12 protein-coding genes and 2 pseudogenes are annotated in these 11,953 nt (G+C 73.1%); 7 read left to right on the forward strand and 7 right to left on the reverse strand.

Translation table 11 applies throughout. The features are described from left to right. Window positions 1–115: 115 nt before the first annotated feature. The 4 genes from BJF79_RS61040 to BJF79_RS21865 all read right to left on the reverse strand — a co-directional run bounded on the left by BJF79_RS61040 (window position 116) and on the right by BJF79_RS21865 (window position 2,938). Window positions 116–913 carry an ABC transporter permease gene (locus BJF79_RS61040; RefSeq protein ID WP_262402387.1) on the reverse strand — a complete coding sequence of 266 codons (798 nt, stop codon included), beginning with the start codon at window positions 911–913 and terminating at the stop codon, window positions 116–118. After that, window positions 910–1,875: an ABC transporter permease gene (locus BJF79_RS21860; protein WP_075900048.1), complete on the reverse strand. Its 966-nt coding sequence runs from the start codon at window positions 1,873–1,875 to the stop codon at window positions 910–912. The genes BJF79_RS61040 and BJF79_RS21860 overlap by 4 nt, the downstream gene beginning before the upstream one ends. 89 nt (window positions 1,876–1,964) lie before the next feature. Continuing rightward, a complete protein-coding gene (locus BJF79_RS61045) occupies window positions 1,965–2,228 on the reverse strand; it encodes a hypothetical protein (protein WP_083733649.1) in 264 nt (87 codons plus the stop codon). After that, on the reverse strand, window positions 2,198–2,938 hold the full coding sequence (locus tag BJF79_RS21865; protein ID WP_083733650.1) for a hypothetical protein: 741 nt from the start codon (window positions 2,936–2,938) through the stop codon (window positions 2,198–2,200). Before BJF79_RS21865 ends, BJF79_RS61045 begins: the two co-directional genes overlap by 31 nt. A gap of 98 nt (window positions 2,939–3,036) precedes the next feature. On the opposite strand from BJF79_RS21865, the gene BJF79_RS21870 reads away from it, so the two are divergent. The 3 genes from BJF79_RS21870 (at window position 3,037) to BJF79_RS21875 (ending at window position 6,193) form a co-directional block, all read left to right on the forward strand. Further along, window positions 3,037–3,660, forward strand: a complete 624-nt coding sequence (locus BJF79_RS21870; protein ID WP_075900050.1) for a TetR/AcrR family transcriptional regulator — start codon at window positions 3,037–3,039, stop codon at window positions 3,658–3,660. 344 nt (window positions 3,661–4,004) lie between these two features. Further along, a complete protein-coding gene (locus BJF79_RS61050) occupies window positions 4,005–4,271 on the forward strand; it encodes a hypothetical protein (protein ID WP_262402388.1) in 267 nt (88 codons plus the stop codon). Further along, the gene (locus tag BJF79_RS21875) at window positions 4,253–6,193 is read left to right on the forward strand and encodes a sensor histidine kinase (RefSeq protein WP_262402389.1); all 1,941 of its coding nucleotides are present in this window, start codon (window positions 4,253–4,255) and stop codon (window positions 6,191–6,193) included. The genes BJF79_RS61050 and BJF79_RS21875 overlap by 19 nt, the downstream gene beginning before the upstream one ends. A 42-nt stretch (window positions 6,194–6,235) precedes the next feature. Here the strand turns inward: BJF79_RS21875 and miaA are convergent. Next, a pseudogene (miaA, locus tag BJF79_RS21880) lies at window positions 6,236–7,128 on the reverse strand (tRNA (adenosine(37)-N6)-dimethylallyltransferase MiaA). A gap of 120 nt (window positions 7,129–7,248) precedes the next feature. On the opposite strand from miaA, the gene BJF79_RS21885 reads away from it, so the two are divergent. Continuing rightward, entirely contained in the window at window positions 7,249–7,551 is a 303-nt protein-coding gene (locus BJF79_RS21885) for an antitoxin (protein WP_075900078.1), read from the forward strand. A 40-nt stretch (window positions 7,552–7,591) separates the two neighbouring features. Here BJF79_RS21885 and BJF79_RS21890 read toward each other — a convergent pair whose 3' ends face one another. Next, on the reverse strand, window positions 7,592–8,332 hold the full coding sequence (locus BJF79_RS21890) for a class III extradiol dioxygenase subunit B-like domain-containing protein (RefSeq protein WP_075900052.1): 741 nt from the start codon (window positions 8,330–8,332) through the stop codon (window positions 7,592–7,594). A gap of 13 nt (window positions 8,333–8,345) precedes the next feature. Beyond that, on the reverse strand, window positions 8,346–9,902 hold the full coding sequence (miaB, locus tag BJF79_RS21895) for a tRNA (N6-isopentenyl adenosine(37)-C2)-methylthiotransferase MiaB (protein ID WP_075900054.1): 1,557 nt from the start codon (window positions 9,900–9,902) through the stop codon (window positions 8,346–8,348). Between the two features lie 345 nt (window positions 9,903–10,247). Between miaB and BJF79_RS21900 the strand changes: the two genes are divergently transcribed. The 3 genes and pseudogenes from BJF79_RS21900 (at window position 10,248) to BJF79_RS67130 (ending at window position 11,912) form a co-directional block, all read left to right on the forward strand. Next, a complete protein-coding gene (locus BJF79_RS21900; protein WP_262402392.1) occupies window positions 10,248–10,967 on the forward strand; it encodes an amino acid ABC transporter ATP-binding protein in 720 nt (239 codons plus the stop codon). Window positions 10,968–11,046: 79 nt separating this feature from the next. Continuing rightward, window positions 11,047–11,418: pseudogene (locus BJF79_RS67125) on the forward strand (transporter substrate-binding domain-containing protein); the annotation flags it as partial. Between the two features lie 200 nt (window positions 11,419–11,618). Next, window positions 11,619–11,912, forward strand: coding sequence for a transporter substrate-binding domain-containing protein (locus BJF79_RS67130; protein WP_410050117.1), 294 nt, complete (start codon window positions 11,619–11,621; stop codon window positions 11,910–11,912). Window positions 11,913–11,953: the final 41 nt, after the last annotated feature.

Consider the following 11,953-nt stretch of genomic DNA (forward strand, 5'->3'; position numbering starts at 1 on the left):
CCCGACGCGCCGACGACGCCCAGCGTCTCCCCCGCGGCGACCGCGAAGCCCGCGCCGCGCACCGCGCGGACGTCCGGCGGGTAGCGGACCCGTAGGTCCGCGACTTCCAGTACCGTCACCGGGCGGCGGGGTCGAGGGCGTCGCGCAGGCCGTCGGCGAGCAGGTGCACGGCGACGACGAGCACGACCAGCAGCCCGGCCGGGAACCCGAACCGCCAGGGGTGGGCGAGGACGGCCGTGCCGCCGTCGGCGATCAGGGTGCCGAGCGAGACGCCGGGCGGCCGCACTCCGAACCCGAGGTGGGCGAGCCCGCTCTCGGCGATGATCGCCGCCCCGACGTTCAGGCTCGCGTCCACCACCAGCAGCGACGCGAGTTGCGGCAGGACGTGCCGGACGATCGTCCGCGGGGCGCTCACGCCGCCGAGGCGGGCGGCCCGGACGTACTCGCGTTCGCGCAGCGTGCGGGTCAGGGCCCGCACCATCCGTGCGGTGGTCGTCCAGAGGAGGGCGGCGAGGACGGCGACGAGCGCGAGGGCGCCGCCCGTCCGGGGCGCCAGGACGGCCACGACGAGGAACGGCGGCAGGACGACCAGGAGATCCACGCCCCACATCAGCGCGCGGTCGGCCCGGCCGCCCGCGAATCCCGCGGCGGTGCCGACGAGGGCCGCCAGGAACGTCGCGAGCGCGGCGACGGCGGCGCCGATGAGCAGGGACCGGCGCAGGGCGTGCACGGTCACGGCGAACACGTCCCGCCCGTTCTGCGTGGTGCCGAGCCAGTGCCGCCGCGACGGGCCCGCGCCGAACGCGGCGAAGTCGATGTCGTCCCATGCCCACGGCGAGAGCGCCGGTCCGGCGGCGGCGAGGGCGAGCGGCGCGGCGAGCAGCAGCAGGCCCGCGACGGTCCGGCGCGTCACGCGGCCCGTACGCGGGGGTCGAGCAGCCCGTGCAGGACGTCCCCGGCCAGCACGGCGGCCGGGATCGCGCAGGCGACCAGGCAGCCGACGGCGGCGACCGCGTTGACGTCGCCGCGGGCGACCGCGTCGGCCAGCCATTCGCCGAGGCCGTGCCGCGCGAAGACCTGCTCGGCGAACATGCCGCCGAGCAGCAGCAGCCCGGCGGTCTGCGGGACACACGCGGTCAGCGGGATCAGCGCGGGCCGCAGGGCGTGCCGGCGCAGCGCGCCGCGGCGGCGCAGGCCCTTCGCGCGGGCGGCGCGGACGAACCCGGCGGTCAGCACGTCGAGCATCCGGGCGCGCTGGTAGCGGGCGAGCGGGGCCGCGTGGGCGAGCGCGAGCACCAGCGTCGGGAGGAGCATGTGCCGGGCACGGTCGAGCGGGCCGGTGCCCGGCGCCGTCTCCCCGGTCCAGGTGACCGCCTGGACGCCGGTGACGTCGTTGACGGCGACCGCGGCGATCTGCAGGAGCACGGCGAGGACGAACACCGGGACGGCCGCGAGCACGTAGGCGAGCAGCGAGACGATCCGGTCGGCGGCCCCGCCCCGTCTCGCCGCGGCCCACGTGCCGAGGACGACGCCGAGGGCGGAACCGAGGACCGCGCCGGGCAGGACGAGCCGGACGCTGACGCCGAGCCGCCGGCGGAGTTCGGCGCCGACGGGGCGCCCGTCCAGCGTCCGGCCGAAGTCGCCGCGCAGGACGCCCGCCGCCCACGTCCGGTAGCGGACGGACGGCGGGACGCGGGCGTCGAGGTTCAGGCGGGCGAGCCGGGCGTCGATCACGGCGTCCGGCGGGCGCGGCGCGCGGCCCGCCAGGTGGGCGCGCGGGTCGAGCGCGGCGGCGGCCAGCAGGTAGACGAGGCTCGCCCCCAGCACGGCCTGCAGGACGGCGCGTACCGTCCGGCGCAGCAGGAACGCCGCCATGTCCGCCCTTCCGACGCGATCGGGTCACATAAGGCTACCGATCGATCACGCACTGGGACGGGCGAACCGCGACTCCCGCGGCATCGCGGTCAGGCGGGCACCGGTTCGCGGTCGCGGGCGGGCTCCCGCTTGGCCGCCCGGAGCCCGGCCACGCCCAGCAGCAGGAACCCGGCGGCCGCCCAGCCCAGCAGCACCGCGAGCGGGACGGCCGCGCCCGCGCCGTCGAAGAAGACCGCCGACCGGATGAACGTGCCCGCCGCGCCGGGCGGCAGCAGCTGCCCGATCGCGCCCCAGGGCTCCGGCAGCATCTCCGGTGCCGAGGTCACCCCGGAGATCGGGTTGCCGACGAACATGAACGCGACCGCGCCGAGGCCGAGGCCGGGCCGTCCGAACGCGGCGGCGCAGGCCCGCGACGCCGCCGGTCACCGCCAGGATCGTGAGCGCGACGACACCGGCGACCAGCGGGAAGGGGCCGGGGACGAGCGACAGCCACCCGTAGGCGACGCCCGCGACGCCGAGGGCGCCGAGCACGCGAACAGCAGCGCGAGCGTGCCCGCCACGCGACGCTCGGCACCGCGAACGTCAGCAGCACGGCGGCGGCGAGCGACGACATGACCAGCGGGAGGATGAGCGTCGCGAGCCCGGAGCCGCGCGGATCGTCCGGGTCGGCCGCGACGACGTCCTGGACGGGCGCGGCCCGCTGCGGTCCGGCGAGGTTCCCGGCGAGCGCGGTGAGCTGCTGCGCCACCATCGGGGACGCGGCGGACGCGGTGAGCACCTGCGGGCCCGCCGGGGTCGTGACGATCGCGCCGTACGCCTCCCGGTCGGTGATCGCCGCGCGGGCGTCGTCCGCGCCCGTCCGGATCTCGATGTCGAACGCGCCGGGGCTCGCCTGTTCGAGCCGTTGCGCCGTCGCGGCGGCGCCGGGGCCGGCCACGACGATCGGGACGTCGCGCGGGGCCGTCCGGGCGGCGGGCCAGGCGAAGAGGGCGATCATCAAGAGCTGAACGAGCGCGGCGCCGACGGCGACCCCGGCGGTGCGCTTGACGAGTGAGGACTGCACGACCTGCTCCTAAAAAAGCGGATGTCCGTTCTCTTTAGGAGCGTCACACCGCCCGCCGCGCTTGTCAAGAAACGGACGTTCGTTTTAGATTGGGATCCATGCCGAGAGTCAGCGAAGAGCACCTGGAGCGGCGGCGGCGCCAGATCCTGGACGCGGCCCGCGCGTGCTTCATCCGCCAGGGCGTCCACGCGACGTCGATGCAGGACATCTTCGCGGAGGCGGGACTCTCGGCCGGGGCCGTCTACCGGTACTTCAAGAGCAAGACCGAGATCATCGAAGCGATCCTGTCGACCGTCGTCGGCGACCTCCACTCCTACCTGAACGACCTCGTCGACAGCGATCCCCTGCTGCCGGCCGACGAGGTCATCGAGCGGCTCGCCACGCGCATCATGGACATGTCCGGCGGGGACGGCATCCTGCGGCTGGCCCCGCAGGGCTGGGCGCTCGCGATGTACGACCCCGACATCAGCGGCTACGTCGCCGCCACCATCACCACGCTGCGCGACACGTGGATCCGCTACGTGGGGCGGCTGGTCGACGCCGGCCACCTGCCCGCCGGCACCGACGCCCGGGCCGCGGGCAAGGCCCTGTTCGGCGTCGTCCCCGGTTTCCTCTTGCAGCGGCTCGTCCTGGACGACGTCGACCCGGCCGAACTCCGCCGCGGCGTACGCGCCCTCCTGGCGGCCGCCCTCCCCGCCCCGGCCCGGCAGGCCGGGAGCTGACGAGCCTTCTCCCGCCGCACCGGTACCGCTCGCCCGCCGACGCCGACGCCGACGCCGTCGCCAACCGCCCGTCACGTCCGGACGTGACGGGCGGTTCGGCGCGTCCGGTCTCCGGCGCGTCTTCGCCAGGTTCCGTATGTGTCCCTGACATGGCTTTTCTTGGCTAGTTTCCGTTTTGCCCGGTTAATATCTCGGCACACCCGTGCCGCGCGGCCGGTCACGGCCCGTCGCGGCCGGAAGCGGCCACGCTGTCCGCACACGGACGCCCTGATGAGTGCAGGACCGAGACCTGGACGCTTTAACATTCCATTACTTTTCTGACCCGGGAGCCCAGGATGGTGACGGTGGCCCAGAGTCACGGGGCGGGCCGCGGAGCGGGGCGTGCGGCGCGCCTGCTCGCGTTCGGCGCGCTTGCGCTGGTCGTCGCGTCGCTCGCCGTGGGCGCGCGCCTGCCCGCCGACCTGCGGATGGTGTGGTGGCATCCGGAGATCCTCGTCGCGCTGTGCTGGACGGGCGTGGCCGCCCTGCTGCTGCGGCACCGGCCCCGCCTGCGGGTCGGCTGGCTGATGATGGGCTCGGGCGCAGCGCGGCCGTGTACGTCCTGGCGCTGAACCTGGGGCCCTGGCTGGAACTGCGGGGATGGGCGCTCGCCGGGTTCTTCCTGTGGCTGGGCACCTGGCTGTGGGCGGTCGACACGTTCGTCCTCACGCTGGTGCTGCCGCTGCTCTTCCCGGACGGGCGGCTGGTGTCGGCGCGGTTCCGGCCGATCCTGGCCATGGCCTGCCTGGTGCCGGTCGTGGTCTGCGTCCACCTGACGATCGACCCGGACGCGCGCCGGTTCCACAACGGGGTGTCGATCTACCCGTTCACGCAGATTCCGGCGCCCGTGGCCGCGCTGATCCTCGCCACGCTGGCCGGGACGGTGCTGTCGGTCGTGGTCCGGTTCGTCCGGTCGTCGCCGGACGTGCGGCGGCAGATCGGCTGGGTCGTCTACCCGGGCGTGCTGGCCGAGGCGGTCATCTACGCCGGGGAGAACACCGCGATCGGCGATCCGCTGCGCAGCCTGACGATCGTGGCCGTCCCGGTCTGCATCGCGCTCGCCATCACCCGGTACCGGCTGTACGACATCGACCTCGTGGTCAGCCGGACGCTGGTGTACGCGGGGCTCGCCGTAGTGATCACCGGGGTGTACTTCGCGCTGCTCGGCATGACGAGCATGCTCGTCGCGGGCCAGGGCACGCTGGCCGGCCTGGCCGGGGCGATCGCGGCGGGCGCGCTGTTCGAGCCGGCCCGGCGGCGCATCCAGCGGACGGTGAACCGGGTGGTGCACGGCGAGCGCGACCCGTACCGGATCGCCGACCGGCTCAACCGGCGGCTGCAGAGCGCCGCCGACCCGGGGGCCGCGCTGGCGGTGGGCGCCGAGGTCGCGCGGTCGGCGCTGCACGCGTCGGGCGCGGTCATCGAGGTGCTCGACCGCGACGGCCGGATGATCTCGGCGGAGGACGGTGCGCCCGGCGAGCGCCCGCACCTGATCCCGCTGGTGTGGCACGGGGAGCCGGTGGGACGGCTGCGGTTCGGCGTCACCCGGCCGCCGGACCCGCGGCTGTCGGGCATCCTCGCCCGCAACCTCGCGGAGCTGGCGAACGCGGCGCGGCTGGCCGCCGACGTGCAGCGGTCCAAGGAGCGCATCCTGCGGGCCCGGGAGGACGAGCGGCGCCGCCTCCGCCGCGACCTGCACGACGGGCTCGGGCCGACGCTGGCCAGCCTCGCGATGACCGTCGACGCCGCCCGCATCACCCTCAAGACCGACCCGGAAGCCGCGGACGCGCTGCTGGAGAACCTGCGCACGACCATGGGACGCACGATCGGCGACATCCGCGAGCTGGTGCAGGGACTGCGTCCGCCCGCACTGGACGACCTCGGCCTGACCGGGGCGATCCGGGCGCTCGGCGGCGTCGTCGCCTCCGGGGACGGCCCCAAGGTGGACGTGCACGTCGAGGGGGAGGTCGGGTGCCTGCCCGCCGCCGCCGAGGTCGCCGCCTACCGGATCGTCCAGGAGGCGCTGACGAACGTGCACCGGCACGCCAACGCGCGGTCCGCGGAGGTGCGGCTGTGCCTGAACGGGGACCTGCACGTCACGGTGAACGACGACGGGGTCGGGCTGCCCGAGAGGATCGCGCGGGGATCGGCATGGCGTCGATGCGCGAGCGCGCGACCGAACTCGGCGGTTCCTGCACGGTGGGGCCCGGCCCAGAGGGCGGCACGCTCGTCCGCGCCCGGCTCCCCGTCAACGGGGTCCAGCCGCTCGACGCCGCCTGAGGTCGTCTCCGCGCGGGCCCGCGGCCGAAGCGCCGCGCCACCCGGTGGGAGGGCCGGTGACCGCCCCCCGCCAAGAAGGTCGCCACCGGCCCTCTGGCACCGCACTGGACCGAGGCTCCCATCTCGATCCGTACGGGCCATTCACCAGAGGGTGTGCAAGAAGAAAATTACGCGGGGGCGGGTCCCGGTGCAGAGGGGCAAGTGTCCCGATTGATCCGGGACGCCTTCCGGGCTCCGAAGCGGCCCTCCGACCACCTCAGTCTTGGACGAGCGCAAGCGCGCGCTCGACGAGGTCAGGTGCGTCGTACGGAAGCCACCGCACGCGCGGGTCGCGGCGGAACCACGACTCCTGCCTGCGCGCGAAACGCCGCGTGGTACGGATCGTGTCCTCCTTTGCCTGTTCCTCGGTCCACTCCCCCGCCAGGTAACGCAGCACCTGGGCGTACCCGAGCGCGCGCCCGGCGGTCAGCCCGTCCCGCAGGCCCCGCTTCTCCAGTGCCCTGACCTCGTCGACAAGGCCCGCGTCCCACATGCGCTGCACCCGCACGGCGATGCGCTCGTCCAGCTCGTCCCTGGGCACGCTCACGCCTATCTGGACGACCGTGCCGTAGCGGTACCGGTACTCGGGCAGGGTCGCGGTGAACGGGCGCCCCGAAATCTCGATGACTTCCAAGCACGCACGATGCGGCGTCCATTGCTCGGCAGGATCGCCTCCGCCGCCGCCGGGTCGGCCCCACGCAGACGTTCGTGCAGCACGGCCGAACCTTCGCGCGCCAGCTCGTCCTCCAGGCGCGCCCGGACTGCCGGGTCCGTCCCGGGGAACTCCATCTCGTCGACCGCGGCCCGCACGTACAGCCCGGAGCCGCCGACCAGGATCGGGACGTCGCCGCGCGCGCGGATCGCCGCGATCGTCTCGGCGGCGAGCCGCTGGTACTCGGCGACGCTCGCGGTCGCCGTCACGTCCCAGACGTCCAGCAGATGGTGCGGGACGCCGCGCATCTCGGCGCGCGCGAGCTTGGCGGTGCCGATGTCCATGCCCCGGTACAGCTGCATCGAGTCGGCGTTGACCGCCTCGCCGCCGAGCCGCAGGGCCAGTGCCACGGCGAGGTCGGACTTGCCGGCGGCGGTCGCGCCGACGACCGCGATCACATCAGGAGAGGTCACGGGCTTAATTGTGGCAACAGAACGGGTATAGGCGGGTTGTACGGGGTGCCGTGCGGGAACCTCGCGCGGCGCCGTCCGAGACGAGGGATCCGGGGGGATTTTCCAATGTCCATCGTCGACAAGGTCAAGAACATGCTCGGGCAGAACCCCGACAAGGCCAAGCAAGGCATGGAGAAGGCCGGGGACATGATCGACGAGCGTACGGGCGGCAAGTACGCCGACAAGGTCGACAAGGCGCAGAGCAAGGCGGGCGACTACATCGACCAGCAGGGCCGGGGCGGCGGCGAGACCGGCGCCCGGGGCGACATGGGCCAGGGCGACGCGCGCCAGGGCGACATGGGGCAGCGCGACACGGGGCAGCACGGCATGGACGAGCCGGGCCCGAACGACCCCGGAGGCCGCGCCTGACCCCCGCCCGATCCAAGGCGAACCGACCGGGTCCCGGCTGCTACAGGCCGGGGCCCGCCTGCTCGTGTCCCGGCCGGGCGGCCGACCAGGACGCCACGAAGTAGGCGACCCCGTAGGGCGCCTCGTCGGCGAGGAGTTCGCCGCCGAACCGTCCGGTGCCGGCCGCCCCGGCGAGCACCTGCCACGCCGCCCGCCCGGCGGCCCGCAGTTCCCTGGACGTGCCGGGGTCCAGCGCGGCCAGGGCTGCGGCGTCCGCGTCCCCGAGCGCGCGCGCCACGGCCTCGTCGTAGGCTTCCGCGCGCTCGTCGAGGTAGCCGGGGGCCTTCTCGGAGCGGCACGCCGACCCGTCGCCCATCACCAAGAGGCCGACGCGGTCGGCGGATGCGGCGACGTCACGGCCGATGGCCAGGCATTCCTCGGGCGAGGCGTCGAACGCCACCGAACGGTAGCCCGTCTCCTGGACGGCCGGGTCGCCGTAGCGCTCGATCAACCACCGCCCGATCGTCAGCGACAGCGGCAGCGGCTCGCTGCCCTCGCCCGGTACGTCGGGACTGGTCCACGGCAGCCCGTACGGACGGAGCGTCGCGTGGGCGTCGCTCCGGTGGACGGCGGTGCCGGGTGCGCCGCCCACGACGACCAGCGCGTCCGGCAGGGCGGCCGCCAGCCGCCCGACGGCCTCGTCGCACGCCGCGCGCAGACCGTCGCGCTCCCGCGCCGCCTCCCCCGCCATGGCGGGCACCAGGATGGGCGGATGCGGGCACACCGCCGCCGAGATGAGCACGTGACCGAGCCTCCTAGGGGCAGGTCGAGCAGCCCGGACCGGACGACCCGGCGGGCGCGGCGGCCGCGGCGGCGGGGCGTCCGATCGATGGCATCCCGAGCGCGACGCCCTTCGGGGCGTCGCCGCCGTCCTGCCGCGCCGCCCACGCGTCGCCCGCGCGCGTCCGCCGGACGGACCGGACGGCGCCGTCGGCGACGAGGTGGTGCGGCGCCGCGTAGGTGACCTCCACGGTGACCGTGTCGCCGGGCCGGACGCCTTCGTCGGGCGCCCGGAAGTGCACGAGGCGGTTGTCGCGGGCGCGGCCCGACAGCCGCCGCGTCTCGCCGTCCTTGCGGCCCTCCCCCTCGGCGACCAGGACCTCCAGGGTGCGGCCGAGTTGCTTCTTGTTCTCCGCCCAGGAGATCTCCTCCTGGAGCGCGACGAGCCGCTCGTACCGCTCCTGCACGACTTCCTTCGGCAACTGGCCGTCCATGGTGGCCGCCGGGGTGCCGGGCCGCTTGGAGTACTGGAAGGTGAACGCCGAGGCGAACCGCGCCTCCCGGACGACGTGGAGCGTCTCCTCGAAGTCGGCGTCGGTCTCGCCGGGGAACCCCACGATGATGTCGGTGGTGATCGCCGCGTCCGGGATCGCCGCCCGGACCTTCTCGATGATGCCGAGGAAACGCTCCTGCCGGTAGGAGCGGCGCATGGCGCGCAGCACCGCGTCCGAACCGGACTGCAGGGGCATGTGCAGCGACGGCATCACGTTCGGGGTCTCGGCCATGGCGGCGATGACGTCGTCGGTGAAGTCCTTGGGGTGCGGCGAGGTGAACCGGACGCGCTCCAGCCCGTCGACCTGGCCCGCGGCGCGCAGCAGCCCCGCGAACGCCGAACCGCCGTCGGCCGTCATCGCGCGCACCTCGTCCGGGGCCGCCGCCATCGCGCCGAAGCCCGAGCCGTAGGCGTTGACGTTCTGCCCGAGGAGGGTGACCTCCAGGACACCGTCGCCGACCAGCGCCTCGACCTCGGCGAGGATCTCGCCGGGGCGGCGGTCCTGCTCCTTGCCGCGCAGGGACGGCACGATGCAGAACGTGCACGTGTTGTTGCAGCCCACGGAGATCGACACCCAGGCCGCGTAAGGGGATTCCCGGCGCGTCGGCAGCGTCGAGGGGAAGGTCACCAGGGACTCTTCGATCTCGACCTGCGCCTCGCTCTGCACGCGCGACCGTTCCAGCAGCGCGGGAAGCGAACCGATGTTGTGGGTACCGAACACGACGTCCACCCAGGGGGCGCGCTTGACGATCGTGTCGCGGTCCTTCTGCGCGAGGCAACCGCCGACGGCGATCTGCATGCCCGGGTGGCCGTCCTTCACGGGACGCAAGTGACCCAAGTTCCCGTACAGGCGGTTGTCGGCGTTCTCCCGGACGGCGCAGGTGTTGAACACCACCACGTCGGGCTCGGCATCGCCGGCGCGGACGTATCCGGCGTTCTCCAGGAGCCCCGACAGCCGCTCGGAGTCGTGGACGTTCATCTGGCACCCGTAGGTACGGATCTCGTACGTGCGGGGGCCGGTCTCCATAGGCGCACTCATGACGTTCCAAGCGTACGCGCCGGACGCGCCCCGCCGAGCAAGATCGACACGCTCCGGCGGCACGCTCCGCCGACGGGTCTCGCCGCGGTAACCGTCGCATCACGGATCGGGACGCCGCCGTGGTCACGGGCGTCCCAGTGGTTACCCCAAGAAGGTCGCAAGCCTTTGCCGATATGGGTTTTCGTGATCGTATCGGTACCACGTGGAAACTTGCTCTGCGAATCTCATGTCGTAAAGTCCGAGCCCATGACGGACAGCGAAGGCGGGCCCGAGCTCACCAAGGGCGACGGGCCGGACGACTCCGCCCCGCAGGGGAAGACCGCGGGCGGCGGACCCCTCGTCGTGATGGAGAACGTCAACAAGCACTTCGGCGATCTGCACGTTCTCCGCGACATCAACCTCACCGTGGACCGCGGCGAGGTCGTCGTCGTCATCGGCCCGTCCGGGGGCGGCAAGTCGACCCTGTGCCGGTCCATCAACCGGCTGGAGCCCATCGACGGCGGCTCGATCAAGGTGGACGGCAAGGAGCTGCCGAAGGAAGGCAAGGAGCTGGCGAAGCTCCGCTCGGACGTCGGCATGGTGTTCCAGTCGTTCAACCTGTTCGCCCACAAGACGATCCTCGAGAACGTCACGCTCGGGCCGGTCAAGGTCCGCAAGCAGGGCAAGCAGGAGTCCGAGAAGCACGCGATGGAGCTGCTGGACCGGGTCGGCATCGGCAACCAGGCGCACAAGTACCCGGCGCAGCTCTCCGGCGGGCAGCAGCAGCGCGCCGCGATCGCGCGCTCCCTCGCCATGAAGCCGAAGGTGATGCTCTTCGACGAGCCGACCTCGGCGCTGGACCCCGAGATGGTCAACGAGGTGCTCGACGTCATGACGGGCCTGGCCCGCGAGGGCATGACGATGATCGTCGTCACCCACGAGATGGGGTTCGCCCGCAAGGCGGCCCGCAAGGTCGTGTTCATGGCGGACGGCCAGATCGTGGAGGAGAACACCCCGGACGAGTTCTTCACCAACGCGCGCACCGACCGCGCGAAGGACTTCCTGTCCAAGATCCTCACCCACTGAGCCCGGCACCCGCGAACAGCGAGCACCCGCGAACAGCAAGCCCGTGGCCACCGGCCCCGACAGAAGCAGAGGAAGAGACATGCGAGTACGTCGTTTCGGCGGCGCCATCGGCGCGGCCGCAGCGCTCGCGCTGGTGCTGAGCGCCTGCGGCAGCGACACCGAGGCCACCGATGCGGAGAGCATCGTGGACCGGGTCAAGGAGAGCAAGAAGATCACGATCGGCGTCAAGTACGACCAGCCGGCGCTGGGCCTGAAGACGCCGAGCGGCGGCGTCGAGGGCTTCGACGTCGACGTCGCCAAGTACGTCGCCAAGGAGCTGGGCGTCCCCGAGGACGGCATCACCTTCAAGGAGACCCGCTCGGCCAACCGGGAAACCTTCATCACCGGCGGGCAGGTCGACCTGATCTTCGCCACCTACTCGATCACGGACTCCCGCAAGAAGCAGGTCTCCTTCGGCGGCCCGTACTACGTCGCCCACCAGGACACCATGATCCGGGCCGACGACGACTCGATCAAGAAGGCCGCCGACCTCAAGGGCAAGAAGCTCTGCCAGGCCGCCGGGTCGAACTCCTACAAGCGGGTCATCGACCCGCCGCCGGACGGCAAGCTCGACATCGACGCGACCCCGGTGCCCGCCTCCAGCTACTCCGAGTGCGTCGCGAAGCTGAAGGCCGGCGACCTGGACGCGGTGACGACCGACGACCTGATCCTCGCGGCTTCGCCAAGCAGCAGGAGGGCGAGTTCACGGTCATCAACGACCCCTTCACCGACGAGAAGTACGGCGTCGGCATGCGCAAGGGCGACACCGAGACCTGCGAGGCCGTCAACGCGGCCGTCACCAAGATGTACGAGGACGGCACCGCCGCGAAGCTGCTGGACAAGTGGTTCGGGGGCACCGGCCTGAAGCCGACGACGACGGTTCCGCAGTTCGAGGGCTGCGCCTGACCGTTCCGATCGGCCGCGCCGCGCCGGCGTCCCGTCCGCTC

The sequence above is a fragment of the Actinomadura sp. CNU-125 genome, from assembly GCF_001942465.1.
GTDB lineage: Bacteria > Actinomycetota > Actinomycetes > Streptosporangiales > Streptosporangiaceae > Spirillospora.